General features: G+C 66.1%; 22 protein-coding genes. 5 read left to right on the forward strand and 17 right to left on the reverse strand.

The genetic code is table 11. The features are described from left to right. Nucleotides 1-326: 326 nt before the first annotated feature. A complete protein-coding gene (locus ACCQ13_RS03365; protein WP_104602671.1) occupies nt 327-1,361 on the forward strand; it encodes a SphA family protein in 1,035 nt (344 codons plus the stop codon). Nucleotides 1,362-2,055: 694 nt separating this feature from the next. Next, nucleotides 2,056-3,057, forward strand: coding sequence for a LysR substrate-binding domain-containing protein (locus tag ACCQ13_RS03370; RefSeq protein WP_104602670.1), 1,002 nt, complete (start codon nt 2,056-2,058; stop codon nt 3,055-3,057). A gap of 225 nt (nt 3,058-3,282) precedes the next feature. Here the strand turns inward: ACCQ13_RS03370 and ACCQ13_RS03375 are convergent, their stop codons facing one another. The 5 genes from ACCQ13_RS03375 to ACCQ13_RS03395 all read right to left on the reverse strand — a co-directional run bounded on the left by ACCQ13_RS03375 (nt 3,283) and on the right by ACCQ13_RS03395 (nt 7,826). Then, complete coding sequence (locus ACCQ13_RS03375) at nt 3,283-4,761, reverse strand: AMP-binding protein (RefSeq protein ID WP_274392047.1); 1,479 nt, start codon at nt 4,759-4,761, stop codon at nt 3,283-3,285. 346 nt (nt 4,762-5,107) lie between these two features. Continuing rightward, complete coding sequence (locus tag ACCQ13_RS03380) at nt 5,108-5,935, reverse strand: p-hydroxycinnamoyl CoA hydratase/lyase (RefSeq protein WP_104602668.1); 828 nt, start codon at nt 5,933-5,935, stop codon at nt 5,108-5,110. A gap of 32 nt (nt 5,936-5,967) precedes the next feature. Next, nucleotides 5,968-6,441: a MarR family winged helix-turn-helix transcriptional regulator gene (locus ACCQ13_RS03385; protein ID WP_104602667.1), complete on the reverse strand. Its 474-nt coding sequence runs from the start codon at nt 6,439-6,441 to the stop codon at nt 5,968-5,970. 128 nt (nt 6,442-6,569) lie between these two features. Then, nucleotides 6,570-6,974: an EF-hand domain-containing protein gene (locus ACCQ13_RS03390; RefSeq protein ID WP_167526821.1), complete on the reverse strand. Its 405-nt coding sequence runs from the start codon at nt 6,972-6,974 to the stop codon at nt 6,570-6,572. Nucleotides 6,975-7,103: 129 nt separating this feature from the next. Next, a complete protein-coding gene (locus ACCQ13_RS03395; RefSeq protein WP_104602665.1) occupies nt 7,104-7,826 on the reverse strand; it encodes a hypothetical protein in 723 nt (240 codons plus the stop codon). Between the two features lie 421 nt (nt 7,827-8,247). Here ACCQ13_RS03395 and ACCQ13_RS03400 point away from each other — a divergent pair, with 421 nt between their 5' ends. Next, a complete protein-coding gene (locus ACCQ13_RS03400; protein WP_104602664.1) occupies nt 8,248-9,357 on the forward strand; it encodes a Gfo/Idh/MocA family protein in 1,110 nt (369 codons plus the stop codon). Nucleotides 9,358-9,490: 133 nt separating this feature from the next. Here ACCQ13_RS03400 and rlmM read toward each other — a convergent pair whose 3' ends face one another. The 8 genes from rlmM to ACCQ13_RS03440 form a co-directional block, all read right to left on the reverse strand. Further along, nucleotides 9,491-10,534: a 23S rRNA (cytidine(2498)-2'-O)-methyltransferase RlmM gene (gene rlmM, locus ACCQ13_RS03405; RefSeq protein WP_104602663.1), complete on the reverse strand. Its 1,044-nt coding sequence runs from the start codon at nt 10,532-10,534 to the stop codon at nt 9,491-9,493. Nucleotides 10,535-10,555: 21 nt separating this feature from the next. After that, on the reverse strand, nt 10,556-11,116 hold the full coding sequence (locus ACCQ13_RS03410) for a nucleoside deaminase (protein ID WP_104602662.1): 561 nt from the start codon (nt 11,114-11,116) through the stop codon (nt 10,556-10,558). Between the two features lie 172 nt (nt 11,117-11,288). Continuing rightward, nucleotides 11,289-11,627, reverse strand: a complete 339-nt coding sequence (locus ACCQ13_RS03415) for a hypothetical protein (protein WP_104602661.1) — start codon at nt 11,625-11,627, stop codon at nt 11,289-11,291. A gap of 73 nt (nt 11,628-11,700) precedes the next feature. After that, nucleotides 11,701-12,630: a DMT family transporter gene (locus ACCQ13_RS03420; protein ID WP_104602660.1), complete on the reverse strand. Its 930-nt coding sequence runs from the start codon at nt 12,628-12,630 to the stop codon at nt 11,701-11,703. Nucleotides 12,631-12,774: 144 nt separating this feature from the next. Next, nucleotides 12,775-14,526 (reverse strand): glutamine--tRNA ligase/YqeY domain fusion protein, encoded by a 1,752-nt coding sequence (locus ACCQ13_RS03425; protein ID WP_159406644.1) that lies wholly within the window; start codon nt 14,524-14,526, stop codon nt 12,775-12,777. A gap of 508 nt (nt 14,527-15,034) precedes the next feature. Then, nucleotides 15,035-15,499 carry a response regulator gene (locus ACCQ13_RS03430; protein WP_104602658.1) on the reverse strand — a complete coding sequence of 155 codons (465 nt, stop codon included), beginning with the start codon at nt 15,497-15,499 and terminating at the stop codon, nt 15,035-15,037. Next, the gene (locus ACCQ13_RS03435; protein ID WP_159406645.1) at nt 15,496-17,406 is read right to left on the reverse strand and encodes a hybrid sensor histidine kinase/response regulator; all 1,911 of its coding nucleotides are present in this window, start codon (nt 17,404-17,406) and stop codon (nt 15,496-15,498) included. Before ACCQ13_RS03435 ends, ACCQ13_RS03430 begins: the two co-directional genes overlap by 4 nt. Continuing rightward, the gene (locus ACCQ13_RS03440; RefSeq protein WP_104602656.1) at nt 17,403-18,110 is read right to left on the reverse strand and encodes a helix-turn-helix transcriptional regulator; all 708 of its coding nucleotides are present in this window, start codon (nt 18,108-18,110) and stop codon (nt 17,403-17,405) included. Before ACCQ13_RS03440 ends, ACCQ13_RS03435 begins: the two co-directional genes overlap by 4 nt. Nucleotides 18,111-18,236: 126 nt before the next feature. On the opposite strand from ACCQ13_RS03440, the gene ACCQ13_RS03445 reads away from it, so the two are divergent. Together ACCQ13_RS03445 and msrA are read left to right on the forward strand one after the other, a co-directional pair. Continuing rightward, entirely contained in the window at nt 18,237-18,752 is a 516-nt protein-coding gene (locus tag ACCQ13_RS03445; protein ID WP_104602655.1) for an SgcJ/EcaC family oxidoreductase, read from the forward strand. Nucleotides 18,753-18,846: 94 nt separating this feature from the next. Next, nucleotides 18,847-19,497, forward strand: a complete 651-nt coding sequence (gene msrA / locus ACCQ13_RS03450; RefSeq protein ID WP_159406646.1) for a peptide-methionine (S)-S-oxide reductase MsrA — start codon at nt 18,847-18,849, stop codon at nt 19,495-19,497. A 207-nt stretch (nt 19,498-19,704) separates the two neighbouring features. Here the strand turns inward: msrA and ACCQ13_RS03455 are convergent, their stop codons facing one another. The 4 genes from ACCQ13_RS03455 to ahpF form a co-directional block, all read right to left on the reverse strand. After that, nucleotides 19,705-20,274 carry a type 1 glutamine amidotransferase family protein gene (locus ACCQ13_RS03455; protein ID WP_159406647.1) on the reverse strand — a complete coding sequence of 190 codons (570 nt, stop codon included), beginning with the start codon at nt 20,272-20,274 and terminating at the stop codon, nt 19,705-19,707. 368 nt (nt 20,275-20,642) lie between these two features. After that, nucleotides 20,643-21,611: a transaldolase gene (locus tag ACCQ13_RS03460; protein ID WP_159406648.1), complete on the reverse strand. Its 969-nt coding sequence runs from the start codon at nt 21,609-21,611 to the stop codon at nt 20,643-20,645. 338 nt (nt 21,612-21,949) lie between these two features. After that, a complete protein-coding gene (locus ACCQ13_RS03465; RefSeq protein WP_104602651.1) occupies nt 21,950-22,891 on the reverse strand; it encodes a LysR substrate-binding domain-containing protein in 942 nt (313 codons plus the stop codon). An 89-nt stretch (nt 22,892-22,980) separates the two neighbouring features. Continuing rightward, a complete protein-coding gene (gene ahpF, locus ACCQ13_RS03470; protein ID WP_159406649.1) occupies nt 22,981-24,573 on the reverse strand; it encodes an alkyl hydroperoxide reductase subunit F in 1,593 nt (530 codons plus the stop codon). Nucleotides 24,574-24,626: the final 53 nt, after the last annotated feature.

Here is a 24,626-nt window from a genome sequence, read left to right on the forward strand (position 1 = left end):
GCAGTGCGCCGTTGCCGGCCATTGGATGGACAGGCCGGTAGCGCCTGACGATGTGCACCAGGGGCCTGCGCGGGCATCGTGGCTCGGCGTGTCCGAGACAGACGCTGGCACTGCTCGGCAGTGTCGATGACGGCCTGTTGCGCGAACAGCGCTGGCTGTACAGGCAACGGCTCGTTACGCAGCAGCGGCAATCGCCGGGCGATCTCGGCGCACGGCCACCCTCTTGATCGCTGTGCCGGCGCAGCCGTTGCGCTGCAGACCCTCCACTTTTTCCTCCCCCCCGTCGCGTCGCCTTCATCCATTCATTCGCATCGGAGATCCGCCCAGTGGAACGCGTTCGCCTACCTTCCCGTCGTCGCGCCGTGTCGACCTGTCTGTCGTCGCCTCGGCGTCTGCGCCTGCTCGCCGTTGCCCTTTTCGCTGCAGCGACGCCGATCGCGGCACTGGCGCAGTCCGTGCCGGAAACGGTCTCGCCGCCGCAAGGCATCAACGTGGGCGGTACCAGCTTCCTCGACGGGTTCGGCTCCACCACGCCCGGCTGGACGTTCATCGGTTATGCGCGGCATTTCAATTTCAACGCGATCAAGGATGCGCGCGGCAACGACTCGCCGGCCTTTCGCGATCCCAGCATCGGCGCCTCGGTCCTGCTGTCGCAGCTGATCTACGTCACGCCCTACACCTGGATGGGCGGCTCGCTGGCGTTCAATGCCATCCTGCCGTTGGTGAACTACGACACCTCGTTCGCGGCCGATAGCCCGGTGCGGCTGCGCGACAACGGCTTCGGTGTGGCCGATGTCTCTTTCGGCCCGGCCTTGCAGATGCCGCCGGTCATGCGCGACGGGCGTGTCCTGTTCTTCCAGCGCTTTGCGATCGACGCCTTTGCACCGGTCGGCAAATTCGACCACGATGTGTCGATCAACCAGGGCAATGGATACTGGGCGGTGGCACCGCACTGGGCTTTCACCGTACAGCCCAGCGATGATTGGGAAATCAGCATGCGGCTGCATTATCTCTACAACTTCCGCACCAGCCGCGCCGGCGGCGTTCCGCCGATACCCGGCTTCCAGTTCCGCAACGGGCAGGCCGGCGACGTGGTCTGGGCCAACTTCGCCAGCTCGGTGAAGGTGAGCGAACAACTGCGACTGGGCATCAACGGGTATTACCTGCAGCAGCTGCAGGACAACCGTACCAATGGTCAACGCGTGCCCGACAGCAAGCGGATGCAGTTCTATGTGGGCCCGGGGCTGTCCTGGCGTCTGGACAAGGAAAACCTGCTCAACTTCAACGTGTATTTGCCGGTCGATGTGAAAAATTCCGTGGCCGGCAACAACGTCAACCTGATGTTCGTGCATTCGTTGTAGTGCGCGTCTGCCCGTGGCAGCCTGTGCTGCCACGGGTCCGCCCGGCAACCATGCCGGCAAGCGGCCTGCGGCCGCCTCGCATGCCCGCCACAGCGGGTGCGGGTAATCCCCGGGCAATCGACCCGCTCAATCGGCCCATGCAGGCCGATACAGGTGCAGCACGGCGGCCTGCCTCCCAGCCCTCGGGCCGCACGCAACCAGGAATGGTTCGTCCCTGGCGCCATTCCCTCGCGCCGTACTGCAGCGCACGTTCACCTGAACGGCAAAACTGGCAATGACTGGTATAAAAAACCTTGCGGATGAGGGCGCTTGATGGCACTTTGGATCTCAAGGATACCTTCTTGGAACTCCGCAGGGATTGGTCGTCCCCTTGGGGCCTGATGCGCGCGGTCCCGACACAATCAGTGCAACTGGTCCGATCGCATTGGGCCGCGTTGCGGGAGTGCAGCATGGCAAGCCACATTGTCGGTATCGCAACGGCGCCGATTCGTGCACGCGGCGGGCTCGGATTCGTGCAAGATGGCGCCACTTTCGCGGTCACCGACACATGCGCACGGCACGTACGGACGACCCCGGGCAACGCGACGCGATCATGCGTGGCGCGTCCTTCGACGGCTTCATGCAGGCGCGGTGCATTGCGGCGGCGTGCCGAGTCACCGCCTCACCCGACTTCCCAACGCAAGGCCCACTTCCCATGACCATGTCCTCCGTGTTCTTCGAACACCGCATCAAGGTGCGACACCTGCGAGTCATCGAGGCGTTGGACCGACAAAAGAGCCTGCTGCGCGCCTCGCGGGTGTTGAACGTGACCCAGCCTGCGCTCACGCGTGCGCTGCAGGAAATCGAAGAGATCGTCGGTGCGCCGTTGTTCGAGCGCCACTCGCGTGGCGTGCGTCCCAATGCCATGGGCGAGGTGCTGGTGCAGACCGCGCACGTGGTGCTGGGACAACTGCGCCGGGCGCAGGACACCTTCGAGGGGCTGTTGCAGGACGACGCGCTGACCATCACCGTCGGCGCGTTGCCGGTGGCGGCCAGTGGTCTGCTGCCGGCGGTGCTGGCGGCCCTGTACCGTACCGAGCCGACGCTGCGCGTGCGCCTGCTGCACGGCCGCACCGACGAGCTGCTGCCCAAGCTGGCCGGTAACGAGGTCGATCTGGTGGTCGGCAGGCTGTATCCCCTGGTGCGCTACGACGCACTGATCCGCAAGGTGCTCTACAGGGATCCGATTGCCTTGGTAGCGCGCAGCGACCACCCGCTATTCGTGAACGGCCCGGTGCGGGTTGCCGAAGCGGCGGCTTATCGACAGGTATTGCCGACCTTGAGCCAGCATGTGGAACGCGACGTGGCGCAGGTGATGCGCGAACACGGGCTGGCCACGCGCGACCATCTGCGTTCCAGCTCGGCCAGTTTCACCCGCGAGATCCTGCTTGGCACCGATAGCATTGCGGTGATGCCGAGCATGATGGTGTCCGGCGACATCGCACGCGGCGAGCTGCGTGCGTTCCAGTTGCAGCAGCCGGCGCAGGCGCGCGCGGGTGGCTTGATCTACCGCGATGGCAGCGCCATCCACAAACCCGGCGTGCGGCTGCTGCTGCGCGAACTCGAACACCAGCTGGCGCTGATGGCCGAGCAGGGCGCGATCTGGGTGGATCGCCACGAGGGCGAAGAGGAACTGCTGCTGGAGGCGTCTGCGTGAACGCGGCGGCGGCCTCGGTATTGGCCGCACGCGCATGCCGGGAGCCGCTGCCGCGCCGATGAGGCAATGCCGGCAAACGCCGCAGCCCCGGGAGCAGGACGCGTCGATGCCGATGGCACAGCCAGGGCCTCGCACGTGCGGACAGCCGGCAACCCGACAAGCTGTTCGGCGTCGTGGCACACGCCGGGCCGGAGCGGCGCCTCGCGCCAGCGGCCGGCGTACCGATCAGGGCTGGTCGGTCAAGGACCGCTTCAACTGCGCCTTCTGCAATTTGCCGGTAGCCGTACGTGGCAGGGCCTGGACCACGCGCAGATGCTTGGGCACCTTGTACTTGGCAAGCCGTGCGATCAGGTACTCGCGGATCTGTTCCAGATCCAGCGTCGGGCCGGCCGGGACGATGGCCAGATACCCGACCTCGCCCCACTGCGGGTCGGCGATGCCGACCACCGCGCATTCGCGAATCTGCGGATGATCGGCCAGCGTGGCCTCGATCTCGGCGGGATAGACGTTCTCGCCGCCGGAAATGAACATGTCCTTCTTGCGATCGACCACCCAGAAGAATCCATCGGCGTCGCGCCTGACGATATCGCCGGTATGAAACCAGCCTTGCGCGTCCAGCGCCTCGGCGCTGGCGTGCGGATCGCGCCAATAGCCAGGGCTGAGATTGGGCCCACGTAGCAGCAATTCGCCAGCCACCTCGGGTGGGCAGTCGTTGCCGTCGGCGTCCAGCACCCGTGTCTGCACGGCCGGCGTGGAGATGCCGACGGCGCCCAGCTTGCGGCGGATCACGGCCTGGTCGACCGACATGCCGAACACCGTGCCGGCCTCGCTCATGCCGTACCCGCAGACCATGGGGATGCCATCTTCCAGCCAGCCAAGCAGATCCTCGCCAGCGTGCGGCGCACCGCCGCTCACCAGCGCAGTGAGGTGGCGAAGGGCAACAGGATCGAAGCCAGGTTGGTGCCGGAAGGCCTGCATCATCTGCGGCACACCGACGTAGTGGGTGATTGCCAGGGTGCGATCGCACAGCCAGTTCAACGTACGCTCCGGTTCGAAGCCGTTGGACACCTGGATCGAGCCACCCACCGCCAGCGCAGGACGGACGTTGGTGACCAGGCCGATGACATGGAACATCGGTGCCTCGCACAGGAAACTGCTGCGCGCGTCCACCTGCGTGAGCACGCCGAAGTTCTGCGCTGTCTGCTGCAGGTTGCCTTCGCTCAGCATCACGCCCTTGGGCTGGCCGGACGTGCCGGAGGTGAACAGGATCAGGCTGACACGCTCGGGAGCAATGGCGGGCATCTGTGCTGCGGCGAGCGCACTGGCGTCCTCGACGAAGGCCGCCAACGCCTCCACGTCCGCGCGCCCGGCCGCGACCTCGTCGCCCAGTACCAGGCATGGCTCGGCACGCTGCAGCAGGATATCCAGCTCGGCGGCACTGAGCCGCCAGTTGAGCGGAACGTAGATGGCACCGACCCGACCACAGGCAAAGTGCAGCGCCACCTGCCAGACCGAATTGCGCGCCAGCACCGCCAGCCGTTCGCCTTCGACACAGCCGCGTGCCAGCAACAAGGCGGCGAGCCGGCCGACCAGATCGTCCAGTTCGGCGTAGCTCCAGTGCCGATCCAGTACCAGGTCGCGGGCCGCGAGCCGGTGCGGGGTGAGGCGGGCGTGCAGGGCAATCGAGTCGATCGGCGAAGTCATGGCGCTGTGTTCCGAAGGCAGGGCTGAAAGGAAGGCGACGACAGGCACACGGGGGAGGGGAGGAAACGCCTGCGCGCGACGCGAAGTGGTATGCAGGCGCAGCGGCAGTGCACGCCGGCCACGCTGCGGGCCGGCCAGTTGCGTTGGTCGCGTGCCGTATCCGGCTGTGCAGTGCAACGGCATGGCGGCATCGGCGATCCGGTCTGGCGGCCAACGCTACCTAGCGAGCAATCCTCAGGCGGTCGCGGCCTGCGCCGGGAATCGGCATGTCCCTGGCGGACATGCCGATTCCTGTGCGCCGTCCACATCCAGTTGGGGACGGCGGGTCGGGTTGGGTCGGTCAGGCTCAGGTTCTGCTTTTGCTGAGGTCGTACTCGCCCAGCCCGGGCTTGTAGCTCTTCTCGTCGATGAACTGCCGGATCCCTTCCTTGCGCGCGTTGTTGTCGAAGGAATTGGCCGCTTCCTGCATGCGGACCAGATAGTCTTCGGCTTCGTCGTAGGTCATGGTGCCCACGCGACGCACCGCATCCTTGGCGTACTTGAGTGCGATCGGATTCTTGCGCAGCAACAGCTCGGCCACCTCGCGCGTACGCGCCTCAAGCCGCTCCAACGGTACGCTTTCGTTGACCAGGCGCCATTGCGCGGCCTGCTTGCCGTCCACCATCTCGCCGGTCAGCGTCATCCACATGGCGTCGCGCATCGACAGCAGTTCCACGGCCACCTTGGTGACGCCGCCACCGGGCAGGATGCCCCAGTTGATCTCCGACAGACCAAACTGCGCTTCGTCGGCAGCGATCGCCAGGTCGCAGGCGAACAAGGGGCCAAAGCCGCCGCCGAAACACCAGCCGTTGACCATGGCGATGGTCGGCTTCTGGTACCAGCGCAGGCGGCGGAACCAGCCGTAGGACTCGCGCTGCGAGCGGCGCACGCCGCGTAGGCCCTGCGCCTCGGTCTCGCGGAAATATTCCTTCAGGTCCATGCCGGCCGACCAGGCGGTGCCCTCGCCGCTGAGCACCAGCACGCCGACGTTCTCGTCGAATTCCAGTTCGTCCAGCACGTCCATCATGCGGCGGTTCAACGCCGGACTCATCGCATTGCGCTTTTCCGGGCGTGCGAACTTCACCCAGGCAATGCGGTTCTCGATGCGGACAGATACCACGTCATGCTCGTTCAAGCGGTGTCTCCTTCAGATCGGGGTACAGGGAATCAAGCCCCGTCGGCCAGCATGGCTTCCGGCGGGGCGGTGCGTTCCAGCGTGGCGCTGGCGTTCAATTTGCAGAGCAACTGCAGCAGGGTGCGTTGCTCGCCTGGCTGCAGGCTGCTGCAGGTGCGCTCCACAGCGCGCGCCAGGCAGCCTTGGGCCACCACCAGCGTGCGCTGGCCGGTTACAGTGAGATACAGCCCCTTGCTGCGCCGGTCACGGCCGGCCAGGCGCTCGATCAGGCCTTGCTCGGCCAGTGCATTGGCGATCTTCATGCCGGCGGCGCGGTTGACCAGCAGGCGGTTGCCGAGTTCAGTCTGATCGCACCCGGGTTGGTCGCGAATATGGATCAAGGCGGTGACGCGCGCCGGGGTGAGCTGCAGGTCGGCCAGCTCCTGGCGGGCCGCATGCGTGGACGCCAGGGCGGCCAGTTGCAGCTGATAACCAAGGTCTGCAGCGAGTGTCGGGCGTGTGGTCATTGTCCATCCAGATTGTATCCGTAAAATACAATCTAGCCGACCGCCTGGGACACTGCAAGCGGTGTTTTCCGGCGCACGCCACGGCCCGGTTCACGTTTGCGCAGGGTGTCTGCCGCGCAGGATGGCGTTTACTGCACCAGCCACCCGGCCAACTGTTCGCGGGTGAGAAACCCGCTGTGGTGCAGGTCGAGCGCGTCGAATTCGTCGGCCAGGGCCGGGTTGGCCTGGGCTTCGGCACGGCTGATACGGCCGTCTGCGTCGATGTCCAGTGCCTGGAAGTCGATCCGATAGCGGCTGCCGACCACGCTATCGGGTTGGATCGATCGCACGATCACGCTGGACTCCCCCCGTGGGCGTTCCAGCTGGGTCTGGTGGGTGATCTGGCCACTGGCCAACGGTTGGGTCCGGATGGCGCTGGGGACCTCGATCAGCGGCATGCTGCTGGCCGGCGTGGGCGCAGACGACTGCTGTGCGGCGGCGGGCCCGCACACAAGCAGCAGGGCGGCGAAGGTGGTAGTGCGGATGGTGGTCATCAGATCCCCCTGATGGTGAATAGCCGGCAAGCATAGAACGGGCCGCACGCTTGAGGGCATGACCGTTGCCGGTGCGCAGCGGTTGCGACGGTGCAGTGCACGGCCAGTGGCGGCCTGTCTCCATGGCGGCTATCCGGGAATGAAGGGGAACGCGATCTTCAGCAGGCCTTTTAAGCCGCCTTCGGCGGTACTGGCCACGGCCTTGGCGCCCAGGCTGTTGAGGGCTCGCCGCACGTCCTCCCAGCGCAGTTGTGCAATGTCCTTCTTCAGCAGGTCCGACACTTCCTCGGCAGTGGGCGTGAGCTTGTGCAACGCGCGCATGGTGGCCTGCGGATCGGGCTGCAGATAGCCCCAGCGCTCGGCGATCCTGAGCAGGGTGTCGAAGCGCACCGCGACCACCTCCCGGTTGCGCTCGTACACCGGCAGCGCGCCGACCTCGACGATGGCCTGCTCGAACTGCTGTGCGTCATCGGGGTGTTCGATGCGCACGGCCAGAAAGCCTTCCTTGCGGCTGCGTTCGCTGACGTGCTTGGCGCCGGAACGCAGGTTGTCCTCGGTCAAGACATTGGCCACGATGCGCTGCATCGCCGCATCGCCTTCCTCGGGAACCAATGCACGCCAGCGTGCGTAGCCGTCGCGGCGCAAGGCCCTCACCTTGGCCGGAGTGACCCGCAACTGCAGCGCCACTGCTGCATTGGAGCTGTTGCGCGAAACGGCGCCATCGCGCTCCAGCAGCACGAAAATCAGCAATTCCAGGTCGCGTTTGGTCAGCGACTGAAACCCCTGCAATAGGGTCAGGCGCAGGAATTCGCTGCCGAAGGCGGCTGCGTCCTTGAGTTCGATCGGTTGCATGGGACCTTCTCCACGAGTGACCTGCAGGATGCCAGCAGGCGGTTGCGCGAGCTGAGACACGATGCGATGTGTACAGCAGTTTCAGCATCCGGTGTCGTGTCCGGCGCGCTGCCGACTGGACGTTTCAACTGCGGCGTTTCACTGTGCCGGAACCTTGCCGTGTCACACACGCCTTCGCAGATGCGGTTCGGTCCGGTTGCAGGGCGATACGCGGGCAGATGCATGCATGGCCGCAATCACGCACGATCCAGTAAGGTGCGCAGGCAGTCCTGGTTTGGCAACGCGCGCGATGGCGCGGATGCCGGGTGGCGAGGTGTCCATGCCCGCGGTCTGCAGGCCATGGATGCATCGCTACCAGAGGCAGCATGGATCATCCGCGGCCGGGTAGGGCTTGCTTTCACTTTTCTTGAAGGAGGTTTGCATGTCCGTGGAATCCTTGACGCGTCGCCGCCTGCTTGCCGCCTTCGGCGGTGCCGGCATCCTGCTCGGCGCGCCAGCGTGGGCGCTGCCGAAGAAGAAGCCTGGAAAACCGCTCAATGTCGCACTGGCCGGCCTGGGCGGTTATGCCAGCGAACAACTCGCCCCGGGCCTGGCCTTGACCAAGCATTGCAAGCTGGCGGGCATCGTGACCGGCACGCCATCGAAGATTCCGCAGTGGCAATCCAGGTACGGCATTGCCGATCGCAACGTCTACACCTACGAGAACTTCGACCGCATCGCCGATAACGACGACATCGATGTGGTGTATATCGTCACCCCGACCCATCTGCATGCGCCACTGACGTTGCGTGCGGCGGCGGCCGGCAAGCATGTGTGGTGCGAAAAGCCGATGGCCATGCACGCGGGCGAATGCGAGGCGATGATCGCGGCCTGCAAGCGCAACAAGGTCGCGCTGACGATCGGCTACCGCATGCAGCACGAACCCAATACGCGCCGGTTGATCGCAATGGCCGGCGAAAAGCCCTTCGGTGCAATGCAGCGCGTGCGTGCCGAGGCCGGCTACAACGGCTACCGCGGCACGGCCAAGGCCGACCGCCCTTGGCGCCTGCGCTCGCAGTTCGGTGGCGGCGCGATGTACGACATGGGCGTGTATCCGCTCAACGCCGCGCGCTACACCGTGGGTGCCGAACCGCTGGCGGTAACCGCCAAGCGTTGGACCGACCGCCCCGAGCTGTTTGACGAGGTGGACGAGCATATGGACTTCACGCTGGAGTTCCCCAACGCCGTGCGGGCGCAGTGCAAGACCAGCTTCGGTGCCAGCATGAATGTGCTGCGCGCCGAGTGCGAGCGCGGTTGGTACGAACTGTCGCCGTTCCAGAGCTACCAGGGCGTGACCGGCAAGGCCAGCGATGGCCGCGTGCTCGATGCCAAGGTGCCGCACCAGCAAGCGCTGCAGATGGACGAGGACGCGTTGGCCATCATCAACGGCACGCCCTTGCGCGCGCCCGGCGAAGAAGGCCTGCGCGACATCCGCATTGTCGATGCGATCTACCGCTCCGCACGCGAGGGCAGCAAACGCATCGTGCTGTAAACGTAAACGAGCCGGTTCCGGCCCTCATCGGGCCGTTGGAACCGCCTTGAACGCATCGGTCGGCTCTCAATGGAAAGCGGGGAGCCGACCAACCGCTTTTACGATTCCCGATTCCCGATTCCCGATTCCAGCCTCACTCCCGCATCGCCAGCACCGTGATCTCTTCCCGGTCGTGATACAGCTGCTTGGCTCGCACGGTCAGCGCTTTCTCCGCCTGCTGCTCGAACAGGTCCAGGCACAGACGCGTTTCTTCCCAGCGTTTTTTCATCGGCAGCTTGAGGTTGAAGATGGTGTGGCGGCACCAGCCTTCGCGCACCCAGGTGGCCATGCGCTCGGCAACGCGGCGCGGTTGCTCCACCATGTCGCAGACCATCCAGTCCAGCGATTGCGCCGGCTTCCAGTGAAAGCCGTCCGCGCGCAGATGTTCGACCAGCCCGGTGGCCAGCACATGCTCGCGCAACGGGCCGTTGTCCACGCTGGTGACGTGCACATGCTGGCGCGTCAGCACCCAGGTCCAGCCGCCGGGGGCAGCGCCCAGATCGGCGGCACGCATGCCGGGTTTGACCAGGCGCTCGCGTTCTTCGTGAGTGAGCAGGGTCAGCAGCGCTTCGTCGAGCTTGAGCGCCGAGCGCGACGGCGCTTCGGGCAGCAGTTTCAGGCGGGGAATCCCCAGTGGCCACGGCGCACTGTCGTCGGCATCGGCCACTGCCAGCAGCGCGTGGTCGCCATCGAGAAAACACACATGCAGGCGCGGCAGGCGCGCGTGCGGCTTGTCGGTCAACAGGCCGGCCTTGCGCAGTGCTGGGCGCAGCGCGTTGCCGAAGCTGCGCGCCAGCCCCGCCAGCGGTTTGCCGGCATCCGAATCCGGGTGTTCCACCCACAGGTCGCCAAAGCGCGGTTGCCCGTCCAGCGCGGCCAGGATCGGCGTGATGCGGTCCTTCGGATCGATGCCCTTGAGTTCGGCAAGCACGACCAGCTTCTGGCGCGCAAAGATCAGCTCGCGCCACTGCAGCCTGGCGGCCAGTGCTGCGGCCTCGTCGCAGACGAACAGCACGTAGCCATCGTTACGTTGCGTACGTGCATAGCCGGCAATGCCGACGAAGGCCGCGCGCGCGCTCAGTTCCGCCGCCAATTCAGGCTCGAAGCCCTGGCGGCAATAGCAGAGCAACCCGCTCATCGCGGCGCCCGCACAGCGCGGTCAGTAATGGTCACCGCCGCCCTCGCCGTAGCTGCGCAGGACCGCACAGGCCTGTTCGCGCTGTACATCGCGCACCACCTCGATGCCACGGCGGGTCAGTTCGCCCACCCAGTCGGCGGGCAGTGGACCTTCGTCGAATTCGGTCAGCGCCATTACGTCTTCGGCGCGGGCACCGATCAGCAGCCGGTCGATGCCGGCCCACACCGTGGCGCCATAGCATTGGCAGCACGGTTGCGCGGAGGTGGCCAGGGTGATCGGCGCCAGCACGTCGTTCAGGCGCGGCGTCTGCAGGCGCTGCTGCGCCAGCATGTAGGCCATGTTCTCGGCATGCGCCAGCGAGGTGGTCTGCGGCACCACCCGGTTCACCGCCGCAGCAATGATGTGATGATCCGGCCCGAACACCACCGCGCCGAACGGGCCGCCGGTGCGGGCTTCCACATTCATCCGCGACAGCGCGATGGCCAGCGCCACCTTGTCGTCGTCGCCGGGATAGGCGCGGCTGGCATCCACGAAGTCATGGATCCAGGCGGGCAGGGTGAGGTGGACTTGCGCGTAGAGCATCACTGGACGACCGGTAGCGGAGAAGAAACCAAGCGGCGCAGTGTATCGACCCGGACGCGGCGCGCAAAACGCTGTCGCCGCCGGATCCGGGTGCCGCTGGCACCGATGGTCTTCGGCGTGCCGGCGCAGCGCCTGCGCGACTACCGCGCAGGGTCGCCCGACGATACGGGGTCTACTGCGCAGCGCATTGGCCGGACACGCACTGGCAGGCGCTGATCTCGCGAGAGCCGCACACGCTCATCATGCCGCTGGACTGGCACTGTGCCATCACGGCTTTCGGGTCGGTTGGGCTGTTGACGTTGACGCAGGCCGGATAGGCACCGCAACAGTTGCCCACGTTCTTCACCGTGCAATCCGCATCGACCTTGCAGGCGGTGACCACGGTCAGCGGGGTCGGGGCGGATGCAGGCGGTGGCGTCGGCGCGCCCGGCGTTGCGGCGACACAGCCGACCAGGAGGGACGAAGACAGCAACAGCAGAATGCTCAGATACCAGGACAAGGCGCGGGTCATGTGGTTGCTCCGATCACGGCAGGTGAGGGGGCATGGTAAGCCTTGATGGCCAGGCTGCGGCCAACCGCTGCCGTCAGTTCGCCTTTGTATGCAGCGCAGTGCACCACAGCACGCCGATGAGCAGGCAGGCCATGGCCGCCAGCTCCAATGGCGTGGGCAGGCGCATTTCCCAGGCGAACCCGTAGATCAGTGCGAATACCGTCTCAAAGACGATCATCTGCCCCACCAAGGTCAGCGGCAGCACGCGGCTCGCGCGGTTCCACAGTGCATTGCCGATGACCGAGGCCAGGATGCCCAGCAGCAGCGAAACACCCCAGAAGCCGGCCCAGTCGATCGGCGCGTGCCAGGTACTGCCGATCAACGCTGCAGGTGCCAGCAATGCGGCCAGTGCGCCGGTCACCACGCCGGTCAACAGCGACCAGTCACCGCCGGACAGATCGGGGCAGCGTCGTAGCCAGCGCGCATTGACGATGGAATAGGCCGACCACGACGCCAACGCACCCGCCGCGCACAGCAAGCCCGCGACGCGGGTGAGACGATCGCCTGCCTGCTGCCCGGAGTCGTCCTGCACGGTGTCCAGCGCGACCAATGCCACGCCGATGACGCACAGTGCGCACGGCGCGGCGAGCCGCTGCAGCTGTACCGCGCCCGCCGCGCGGGTACCGATGACGGTCACCACCACCGGCAACAGGCCGATAATCAGTGCGGTGGCTGCACTGCCGGCCCACTGCACGGCGCTGCCCAGCAGTACGTAGTAGATCAGATTGCCCATCAGGCTCAGGCGCACCAGCGCCCACCACTCGGCGCGACCCAGGCGGGCGGCGGTGAGGCGTGCCCGTGGTGCCAGCACCAGCGCGGCCACCACGCCATAGGACAAATAGCGCGCCACTGCCAGCTGCATCGGCGTGAACGCTGACAAGAGTTGTGGGGCCAGGAACACCAGTCCCCACAGCGCACCTGCGCCAATACCGCAGGCGACGCCCATCGTCAAACGTTCACGCATCGTGCGTCTCCGTGCATGTCATGCCCCGCAGCGTGCAGTGCGGCAGCTGGATGAGCAAGGTATCGCCGTGCGCCAGCGCCGTAGGAGCGCACCCCGCGCGCGATAGGCTTTCCCGGGAATGCCCCATCGCGCCCGGGTGCACTCTTACGGCTGGCGCGGGGTGGTCCAGGTGTCGCGCAAGGTCACGCTGCGGTTGAAGACCGGCGTTGCCGCGCCGTGGTCGCGGCGATCGGCGACGAAGTAACCGGTGCGCTCGAACTGGAACGCCTGCTCCGGCGTTGCCTGCGCGGCAGAGGGCTCCACATAGCCGCGCACGCTGCACTTGGACTCGGGGTTGAGATGGTCGCGGTAGGTCTTGCCCTCGGATTCGTCGTCGGGCTTTTCCACCGAAAACAGGCGGTCGTACAGGCGGATTTCCGCTTCTACCGCATGCGTGGCGCTAACCCAGTGGATGGTGCCCTTGACCTTGCGGTTAGCACCTTCCATCCCCGGGCGCGATTCCGGGTCCAGCCAGCCGCGCAGTTCGACGATGTCGCCAGCGGCGTTCTTGATGACCTCGTCCACGCGGGCAATGCCTGCCCCGCGCAGACGGATCTCGCCACCCGGCACCAGCCGCTTCCAGCCCTTGGGCGGAACTTCGGCGAAATCCTCGCGCTCGATCCACAACTCGCGCGCGAACGGCACCTCGCGCGTGCCGAAGCTTTCGTCCTTGGGATGGTTGGAAAACTGCAGCGTCTCAGTGTGGCCGTCGGGCAGGTTGGTCAGCACCAGCTTGAGCGGCTCGATCACGGCCATGCGGCGCGGCGCGGCGGCATCCAGATCCTCGCGCAGGCAGCCTTCCAGCACCGAGAAATCGATCATCGAATTCTGCTTGCTGATGCCCACGCGGTCCACGAACAGGCGCATTGCCGCCGGTGTGTAGCCACGCCGACGCAGGCCCTGCAGCGTGTACATGCGCGGGTCGTCCCAGCCGTCCACCAACTGTTCTTCCACCAGCGCGGTGAGCTTGCGCTTGCTCATCACCGTGTAGTTGATGTTGAGGCGCGAAAACTCGATCTGACGCGGCTTGGCCGCTTCGCGCGGCAAGCCCTTGTCCAGCAGCGGCTGCAGCAGTTCCGGGTGACCGGCCAGGTCCACCTTGTCCACGCACCAGTCGTACAACGGGCGATGATCTTCGAATTCCAGCGTGCACAACGAGTGGGTGATGCCTTCCACCGCATCGCCCAGCGAATGCGCGAAGTCGTACATTGGGTAGATCGGCCAGGTGTTGCCGGTGTTCTGGTGCTCCACATGCTTGATGCGGTACAGCGCCGGGTCGCGCAGGTTGATGTTGCCGCTGGCCATGTCGATCCTGGCGCGCAGGGTGCGTGCACCATCGGGGAATTCGCCTGCGCGCATGCGCCGGAACAGATCCAGGTTTTCGTCCACGCTGCGCTCGCGGTACGGCGAGTTGCGGCCCGGCTCGGTGAGCGTGCCGCGGTACTCGCGTACCTGTTCGGCAGAGAGGTCGCAGACGAAGGCATGGCCGTCGCGGATCAGTTTTTCGGCGGCCAGGTAATACACCTCGAAGTAGTCCGAGGCATGGCGCAGCTGCGCCCACGCAAAGCCCAGCCAGCGCACGTCGTCCTGGATGGCGACTACGAATTCGGGGTCTTCCTTGGCCGGATTGGTGTCGTCCAGGCGCAGATTGCACAGTCCGCCGAATTCGGCCGCCAGGCCGAAATCCAGGCAAATCGCCTTGGCGTGGCCGATGTGCAGGTAGCCGTTGGGCTCGGGCGGGAAGCGCGTGCGGATGACCGTGTGCTTGCCGCTGGCCAGGTCCTCGCGAACGATCTGGCGGATGAAGTCTTTCTTCTCCGCCGGGGCGGTGGCGTCGGTGACGGGAATCTCGGACATGCGGGGCATCGGCAATAAGTAGACCGCAAGTTTAGGCGGTGGCACCGGTTAGGGGTAGGCGGCTGTCGCGCCAGCGTAGGAGCGCACCCGGGCGCGATGGGGTGTTATCGGGAAGGCCAGTCGCGCCCAGGTGCGCTCCTACGTTGGTGGTGGGCTGGCATGGAGCCTACAGAGCGCTTGTCGCGCCAGCCGTAGGAGCGCACCCGGGCGCGATGGGGTGTTATCGGGAAGGCCAGTCGCGCCCAGGTGCGCTCCTACGTTGGTGGTGGGCTGGCATGGAGCCTACAGAGCGCTTGTCGCGCCAGCCGTAGGAGCGCACCCGGGCGCGATGGGGTGTTATCGGGAAGGCCAGTCGCGCCCAGGTGCGCTCCTACGTTGGTGGTGGGCTGGCATGGAGCCTACAGAGCGCTTGTCGCGCCAGCCGTAGGAGCGCACCCGGGCGCGATGGGGCGTTACCGGGAAGGCTTGTCGCGCCCAGGTGCGCTCCCACGTTGGTGGGGTGCATGCATCAGCCGGATTGCCGCCAGCCCGGTGGCACGGCATCCGGCGCGGCCAGTGCGCGCAGGCGCTTGAACAGCACGGTGGTTTCGGCCACGTTCCACACCCGCAGCGCGACCTCGAAGGTGTCCAGCGGCTTGGTCAGGAAGTCCTTGGCACCCAGGCCCAGGGCGCGATGCCGCGCGCTGCGGCTGGGGTCGGCGGTGAGCACGATCACCGGCAGGAAATGGCCCGGATCGGACAGCCGCGCCAGCTGTTCCAGCAGCGCATAGCCATCCAGCTCCGGCATCTTCAAATCCAGCAGGATCAGATCCGGCGCGAAGGCCGACACCAGTCCCATCACCCGCAGCGGGTCGGTGGTGGCGATGACCTGCTGGAAGCCTTCGCGTTGCAGCAGGTCTTCCAGCAGCCGCACATTGGCCGGTTCGTCATCGACGATGAGGATGCGGGAGCCGAGGATATCGTCGCGCGTCATGCGAGCAGCCTGTCGAGTACAGTGAAGAATTCCGCCACGTCCAGCGGTTTGGTCAGATACGCATGCACGCCCTGGTTGCCCACCCGTGCCAGCGTGGCACTGGTGGCATCGGCGCTGATGACCACCACCGGCACCTGTGCTGTGGCCGGCTGCGCCTGCAGTTCGCGCAACAGTTCTTCGCCATTGCCGTCGCTCAGGTGCAGGTCCAGCAGGATCAGGTCCGGCAGGCCGTGCTGCAACAGGTCGCGCGCCTGCGCCAGGCTGGCCGCTTCCAGCAGTTGCCACTGCGGTCGGCGCTCGGTGAGCGTGCGGATCAGCGCCTGGTTGGAGGGGTTGTCCTCGATGCTCAGCAAGCGGCACACGCCGCTGCCGCTGGTGCTGGGCGGCAACAGGGTACGTGGCGCTTCGTCGCGCTGCGGTTCGCCCTGCGGCAGCGCGATCCAGAAGCGTGCGCCGTCGCGGCTGCTGTCCACGCCGATCCGCCCACCCATCGCCTCGATCAGGCGCTTGCTCAGCGCCAGCCCCAGGCCGGTGCCTTCCACCGCCGAGCGCTCCGCGCCAAGCCGCTCGAATGGCGTGAACAGGCGCTCGATCTGCGCCGGCGTCAGCCCCGCGCCCTGGTCGGCCACGGTGATGCGAACCTGGTCGCCATCCAGCGTGGCAGTGACCTGTACCCGGCCGCCGGTGCGATTGAACTTGACCGCGTTCGACAACAGGTTGAGCAACACCTGGCGCAGTCGCTGGACATCGGCGCGGACGGTCCACGGACCATCGATGAGCGGTGGCTGCAGGCTGACGCCGTACCGATCGGCGTCCGGTGCGATCAGGCCCTGGGCCTCGTGCAGGGCGTCGCGTACCGCGATCGGCTCGGGGCTCAGATCCAGCTTGTCGGCTTCGATGCGCGCGATGTCCAGCAGTTCGGTAATCAGCCCCAGCAGGTGTCGGCCGGCGGCCAGGATGTGCTGCAGATGGCGTCGTGGGCCGGGTTCGGGCAGATCCATTTCCAGCACCTGCGCATAGCCCAGAATGGCGTTGAGCGGGGTGCGTAGTTCATGGCTGCTGCGCGAAAGGAATTCGGTCTTGGCGTGGTTGGCGGTCTCGGCTTCGCGTCGCGCCAGCTGCGCTTCGGCCGCGCGCGCGGCCAGCAGCTCGCTGGCCTGCGCCAGGCGCTGCCCGACCTGCCCCAGCTCATCGCCGGCACGCGGCTGCGCCGCCAGCGGCAGGCCTTCGCCCAGGCGGTCGGCATTGGCGGCCAGGGTGCGCAGGCGCCCGGACAGCGCCGAGGCAAACCAGGCCACGGCGAAGACCGCGCCCAGGCCGCCCAGCATCGCTGCGCTCAGGGTGATGATGAGGTTGCGTTGCCGCAAGCCTTGCGCCTTGGCGCTGCGCACCTGCAGTTGTGCGGTTTCGTAGTTGCGTAGTTCGCGCAGTTCCGCACGCAGGATGTCGAGCTTGTACTTGCCGTCCCACAGCTGGCGGATTTCCTCTTCGCGACTCAGGTCCGGTGCCAGCAGGCGGCGCCAGCCCTGCATCTTCTCCGCGAACAGCGGTTTGATGCGGGCAAAACGCTGCGCCTGTGCCGGGTCGGTGATGCGTTGGGAGAGCCGGTCGGCCACGCCTTGCAGGCGCGGTTCGGCATCGCGGTACGGGGTCAGGAACTCATCGCGGCGCACCAGCCGGTACCCGCGCACGCCGGCTGCCGTTTCGGCCAGCAGCGCGTGCGCCTCGTACAGGTCGCTCAGCACCTCCAGGGTCTGGCGAACGTCGTTTTCGGCGGCGATGTTCTGCCGTTCCACGCTGTAGATCGCCATGAGCGCCACCGCCAGCAACAGCAGCGGCAAGGTGACCACCGCCAGGCTCTTGCGGGTGATCGGCCAATCGTTCCAACGCACCGCCAATGCATTCATAGCGCAAGTCCGGATTGGACCGCGTACACCGCGGCCTGGGTGCGATCTTTTACCTCAAGTTTCTGCAGGATGCGCTCCACATGCACCTTCACCGTGCCGGGAGAAATCCCCAGTTCAGCTGCAAGGCTGGCATTGGTGAGTCCGCGCGGAAGCAGCGACAGCACCTGTTTTTCGCGCTTGCTCAGCCCATTGAGGCGATCGTCCTGCAGCGGCCTGCGCCGACGCGTGACCACAGGCTTGGCAGGCTCGCCCACCATCGCCGGCAGCAACAGCGCAAACGCCTGCAAGGCCTGCACGTCGTCGTTGCCGGGCGCCGGGCGGCCGTCGTTCCAGGCCACGCACAGCATGCCGTGGCTGCTGCCCAGCGCCTGAATCGGTACCCTGGCCTCGCGCATATCGGCCGGGCGCGGCGGCATCAGCCAGGCCGCTTCATGGCTGTCGCCGGCCGCGCTGGCACCGGGCGGCAGCGCGCGTCCGCGGCTGGCCATGAGCAGCGTGCGCGGCCCGCGCTGCGCCAGGACCGCGCCGTGCTCCAGGCCCAGCAGCAGCAGCACACGGGCAAGCACCGTGTCGCAGGCCTGTTCGGGTGTGTGCGCCTGACGCAGCGCCACAGCCACCTCCCACAGCGCCTGCCAGCGCGCGCTGTCGGAGGCCTCGCGGCGCAAGGCCAGGCGCCAATCGCCTGCATTGGTCATGGTTTCCATGTGTTCGCTCTACGCCGATCAGCATATTTGAGTATATGCCTATCGGCAGAATTGTTGGGGTCGCTTGATTTCGATACTGGGCTCGCCTGCTGAGGCACCTCACAACAACCACCTGGAGATTTCCCCATGCGTCGCATTCTGTCTTCCCTGGTCCTGGCTCTGGCCGCCACCCCGGCGCTGGCTGGCGGTGTGATGCACTACAGCGACAAGGCCAAGTTGCCGGCCGCCGGCGAGGAGCGCGAAGTGGCCGCGCTGTTCGATACCTGGAACGCCGCCCTGGCGACCGGCAACCCGCACAAGGTGGCCGACCTGTATGCGCCCGATGGCGTGCTGTTGCCGACCGTGTCCAACGAAGTGCGCGCCTCGCGCGAGCAGATCGAGAAGTACTTCGAGCTGTTCCTGACCAAGAAGCCGAAGGGCGTGGTCAACTACCGCACCGTGCGCCTGCTCGATGACGACAGTGCAGTGGACGCCGGCGTATACACCTTCACGCTGACCGACAAGGACGGCAAGAAGAGCGACGTGCAGGCGCGCTACACCTTCGTCTACGAAAAGCGCGACGGCAAGTGGCTGATTATCAATCACCACAGCTCGGCGATGCCGGAAGTCGATACGCGCTCTGCAGCGGTCAAGGCCAAGTAACGCGGTGCGGCCGTACGCGCCGGCCGGGCAGGCTTGAAAGCCGCTCCGGTCGGCGCCATCCAGCGGGCAATCCTCACGATTGCGGAGTTGCACCATGCTGGGAATCGGCGCTTTCAAACAACGCATGCCCCGTCCGGGCGAGGCACTGCCAGGACGCGATCAGGCGCTACCGCTGTACAACACGCATCTGGTCAACGGACATCCGTTGCGCGGCGAATTCGCCGGGCTGGCACAGGTGCAATTCGGGCTGGGTTGCTTCTGGGGTGCAGAACGCAAGTTCTGGAACGTCCCAGGGGTGTTCACCACGGCAGTGGGTTATGCCGGCGGCGAAACGCCGAATGCCACCTATGACGAGGTCTGTTCCGGACAGACGGGGCACACCGAGGCGGTGCTGGTGGTCTACGACGCGCAGTCGGTGTCGTTCGCACAGCTGTTGCGCACGTTCTGGGAAAGCCATGACCCCACCCAGGGCATGCGTCAGGGGAACGATGTCGGAACGCAGTACCGCTCGTCGATCTATTGCACCACGCAGGACCAGTACGACGCCGCGCTTGCCAGCCGCGACGCGTACCAGCAGCAGCTGGACGCGGCGGGCCATGGCGCGATCACCACGGAGATCCGTTTCCCGGCGCCAACGTTCTACTACGCCGAAGACGGTCACCAGCAATACCTCGCCAAGCACCCCAATGGTTATTGCGGGCTTGGCGGAACGGGAGTGAGCTGCCCGATCGGGCTGGATGCCTGACGGAAAGGCGAGGCCGGATCCAGACGCTGTCCACGTTCGCGTGGCGGCGTGCGGATGGCCGTCAGCGACCGGCAGCGTCATCACGACAGGCAGCGCATGGGAGTGCATGCCAGGCAACTTGGATGGCTGCGCCGGAGACGGCGTGGCCATTTTTTTGGCATCCGCAGTGCACCAGGCGCCGCGGATGCCGGCCCGGTGCGGAAGCGATCAGACAAATTCGCCGCAAAACATGCCACGGAGCTGGGCAAGTGTGTCGCTGCGCTCGGGATGCAGCAGGCGCATGCAGGCCACTGCAAAACCGACCGGGCTGGTGCCCGGCGCGGTGATGACCCCGTCGGCAGTGACGACTTTTTCATGACGAAATTGCTTGGCGCCAGCGTACGGCACCACATGATCCTGCAGGAACGCCAGCGAGTTGCTGGTATGCGCACGGTCGTCGAGCAGGCCGGCGTAGGCCAGCGCAAGGGTCGCCCCGCAGATCGCAGCAACCGGTCGCTGCTGCTGCACGCGTTCGACCAACAAGCCGCTCAGGCCCGGGATCTCGCCGGCCTGCCAACGCTCGCTGCCAGGCAGGATCCACAGGTCCGCTGCCAGCGGCGCCAGGTCCGAGAGGGCGAATTCCGGGACGATGCGCAGGCCGCCGATGGACTGCACCGGTTGGCCGTCGATACTGGCGATGGCCACCTGGTCCCCGAACCATTCGCGCGCCGCTGGCAGTACCACGCCGATCTCCCAATCGGCCACGCCATCGACCATCACCACTGCAATGTTTGCCATCGTCTGCCAGCCAGTTGAGGAAACCGGATTCTAGGCAGTGCGCTTGGCAGCGGTGTAAGCGCGGTGTGCAGACGCAGCGCCGGGTGCGACGGCAGGATGGCGTGGACCGTCTTGTCTGCGTTGGGCGGTGGGCCGAGCGCTTGACCGATCGGTCGATCAACGGAGAACTGGCGCTGTGTGCGCGCGTTCAAGGATGCAGCCCGGCATTGCATAAACGCGCGGTGTGCGTGCCTGGCCGGTCAGAACTAGCCGGTCAGAACCGGCCTGCGGTTGTTGCGCGCACGCGTGCTGAGCAAGGCCATGCTCACCAACAAAAACGCCCGCGGCCAGTGGCAGCGGGCGTCGGTCTTGTGCCTTGCGTGCGGCGATCAGCCGGCCAGTTTGTCGGCAATGGTCTTGCGCAAGGCCTGCAGGTCCTTGGCGAAGGTCTCGATGCCGCCGGCCAACTTTTCGGTGGCCATCGCATCGGCGGCCAGGTCGGTGGCGAAGCTGTCGGCGTTGATCGGGGTGATCTGCGCGTTGTCAGCTTGTGCGGGCGAGAGCTTGCGCGGCAGCTCGCCGTGTTCGGCGTCGAGCTTTTCCAGTAGGTCGGGAGAAATGGTCAGGCGGTCGCAACCGGCCAGCGCTTCGATCTGCGCGGTGGAGCGGAACGAGGCGCCCATCACCACGGTGGGCGAGCCACGGCGCTTGAATGCGTCGTACACGGTGCGCACGAATACCACGCCCGGGTCTTCATCGATGCTGGCCGGGGTCTGGCCCTGGGCGAGGGAGTAATCCAGGATGCGGCCCACGAACGGGGAGATCAGGAAGACGCCGGCTTCGGCGCAGGCCAGCGCCTGCGAGTGATTGAAGATCAGCGTGAGATTGCAGTCGATGCCTTCGATCTGCAGCTGGCGCGCGGCTTCGATGCCTTCCCAGGTGGCGGCGATCTTGATGAGGATCTTGTCCTTGGGCACGCCACGCTCGGCGTACATCGCAATGAACTTGCGGGCCTTGGCGATGGTGGCCTGGGTGTCGTGGGCAAGATCGGCATCCACCTCGGTGGACACGCGCCCCGGGACCAGTTCGGCCAGTTTGACGCCCACGCCGATGGTCAGGCGGTCGGCGACCTCGTGGACGGTGGTGGTGCGGTCGTCGCCGCCGTGCTCGCGGCCCCAGGCCAGTTCGCGTTCGATCAGGTCGGCGTAGACCGGCAGGTCCAGCGCCTTCTTGACCAGAGTGGGATTGGTGGTGCAATCAACCGGCTTCAGGCGTTTGATGGCGTCGTAATCGCCGGTGTCGGCGACCACCACGGACAGGTCGCGCAGTTGGGCCAGCTTGGAGGGGGATGCAGTCATGCGGGTTCTCTCGAATCGTGGAACGGGTCGGGGATGGCGCAGCGCGCTACGTTAACGCGCCGCGCGCTGGAAGTCGCCCGCAGTGGTGGGTTGAATGCTGCTTGCCGGAATGGCAGGCGGCATCGGCAAGATGAGGGCGCGCTGCATCGATCGCAATGCAGGGCATTTTGCCCGCAGCAGGAACCGTGCCGATGAGGCTGCTGCAGCGTCGGCGTCCGCTACAGATGCAGCAAGGCGACGCGTGCGCGTCGCCTTGTTTGTGACATCAATCAATACGGCGCAAGACAACCGCACCCGTGCTGCGCTATCCCGAATCCCGAATCCCGAATCCCGAATCCTCAGGCCGCAACCGCCTTGGGTCCGGTGGCGGCTTGGTCCAGCGTGAACAGCGTCTGCGGCAATTCCTTGAACAGTTGCGACAGCTGCTCGAGGAAGGTCGTCATCGCCGAACTGCGGCGCCAGGCCATGGCAATACGGCGACTGGGCTGTTTGTCCTCGCGGAAACGGATCAGCCGGATGCTGTCCGAGCGTGCCACCGGCGGCTTGACCGCCAGCAGCGGCAGCAGGGTCACACCGACATTGGCGGCCACCATCTGGCGCAGGGTTTCCAGGCTGGTGGCCTGGAATTCGGATTTTTCCAACGCGCCGGCCAGGTGGCAGACATCCAGTGCCTGCTCGCGCAGGCAGTGGCCGTCTTCCAGCAGCAACAGGCGTTGTTCGGACAGATCGTCCAGCGTCATGCTGTCGTGGCGCGCCAGCGGATGGCCTTCGGGCACGGCCAGGACGAAGGGCTCTTCGAACAGGAATTCGGCATGCAGTTGGTCGTCCTGCAGCGGCAGTGCCAGCAGTGCGGCATCCAGGCGGCCTTCGCGTAGCTGATACGCCAGCTGGTCGCTCTTTTCTTCGATCAGCAACAGCTCCAGGCGCGGGAAGCGCTCGCGGATGCGTGGCACCACATGCGGCAACAGATACGGCGCCAGGGTGGGGAAAATGCCCAGCCGCACGGTGCCCGCCTCCGGATCCTGGCTGCGCCGGGCCGCTTCCTTCAGCTGTTCCACTTCCGCGACGATGCTGCGCGCGCGCATGGCGGCCTCGCGGCCGGCCGGGGTGAGCATCACCTTGCGTGGGGCGCGCTCCACCAACGGTATGCCGAGCTCCTCTTCGAGCTTCTTGATCTGGGTGGAGAGGGTGGGCTGGCTGACGAAACATGCCGTGGCCGCACGACCGAAATGTTTGTGGTCGGCCAGGGCAACCAGATACTTCAGGTCGCGCAGATTCATATGCAGCCGTCCTCGTAGCGTTGATGGGGGGACTGACCTCGGGTGACAGCTTAGCGCCGCTCGTGTCCGGGCGGCAGATGTGGCTGCGTTTACGCGGCTTGCGCGACGTTTTGGGCGCTGACCGGCACGCTGGAGCGGATCAGGTAATCGAACGCACTCAGGGCGGCCTTGGAGCCTTCGCCCATGGCGATCACGATTTGCTTGTACGGCACGGTGGTGGCATCGCCGGCGGCGAACACGCCCGGTACATTGGTCTGACCACGCTCATCGACGATGATCTCCCCACGCGGCGACAGGGCCACCGTGCCGCGCAGGAACTCGGTGTTGGGCAGCAGGCCGATTTGCACGAATACGCCCTCCAACGCGATGCGCTGGATACTGCCAGCGAGCCGGTCGGTGTAGACCAGGCCGGTGACCTTCTGCCCGTCGCCCAACACTTCGGTGGTCTGCGCGCTGGTGATGATGTGCACGTTGTGCAGGCTGCGCAGCTTGCGTTGCAGCACTTCGTCGGCGCGCAGCCTGTCGTCGAACTCCACCAGCGTGACATGCGCCACGATGCCGGCCAGGTCGATCGCCGCTTCCACGCCCGAATTGCCACCGCCGATCACCGCCACGCGCTTGCCCTTGAACAACGGACCATCGCAGTGCGGGCAATAGGCCACGCCCTTGTTCCTGTACTGGTCTTCGCCCGGCACGTTCATCTGCCTCCAGCGCGCACCGGTGGACAGGATCACCGTCTTGCTCTTGAGCAAGGCGCCATTGGCCAGCTTGATCTCGACCAGGCCATCGGCACCGGCCGGCACCAGTTGCTCGGCACGCTGCAGGTTCATGATGTCCACCTCGTACTGGCGCACATGCTGTTCCAGCGCGGCGGCCATCTTCGGGCCTTCGGTTTCCGGCACCGAGATGAAGTTCTCGATCGACATGGTGTCCAGCACCTGGCCACCGAAGCGTTCGGCCGCCACGCCGGTGCGGATGCCCTTGCGTGCGGCATACACCGCTGCGGCAGCACCGGCCGGGCCACCGCCAATCACCAGCACGTCGAAGGCCTGCTTGGCGGCGATTCTGGTGGCATCGCGCTTGGCGGCGTTGGTATCGAGCTTGGCGACGATCTGCTCCAGCGTCATGCGGCCCTGGTCGAACAGTTCGCCGTTCAAGTACACGGTCGGCACCGACATGATCTGGCGAGTTTCCACTTCATCCTGGAACAGCGCGCCATCGATGGCGACGTGCTGGATGCGCGGGTTGAGCACGGCGGCCAGGTTCAGCGCCTGCACCACGTCCGGGCAGTTCTGGCACGACAGCGAAAAATAGGTTTCGAACCGGTAGTCGCCATCCAGTTGCTGCACCTGTTCGATCAGCTCGGCGGTGGCCTTGGACGGGTGGCCGCCCACCTGCAGCAGCGCCAGTACCAGCGAGGTGAACTCGTGGCCCATCGGCAGGCCGGCAAAGCGCAGCGAAATGTCCTGGCCCGGCGTGGTCAGCGCGAAGGAAGGCTTGCGCTGGTCGTCGTCGCGGTGCGCTTCCAGGCTGATCTTGTCCGACAGCAGCACCAGGTCTTCCAGCAGGTCGAGCATGTCGCGCGAGCCGGGGCTGTCGTCGATCGAGGCGTGGATCTGGATCGGGCGCGTTACCCGTTCCAGGTAGGCGGTCAGCTGGGTCTTGAGATTGGCATCCAACATGGAAAACTCCTGGAAATGGGCAAGGGGAGGGTGTGGCGCCGCTGCGCCTGCGC

Origin of the sequence: Xanthomonas sp. NCPPB 1638, from assembly GCF_041475635.2 — a bacterium.
GTDB lineage: Bacteria > Pseudomonadota > Gammaproteobacteria > Xanthomonadales > Xanthomonadaceae > Xanthomonas > Xanthomonas cucurbitae.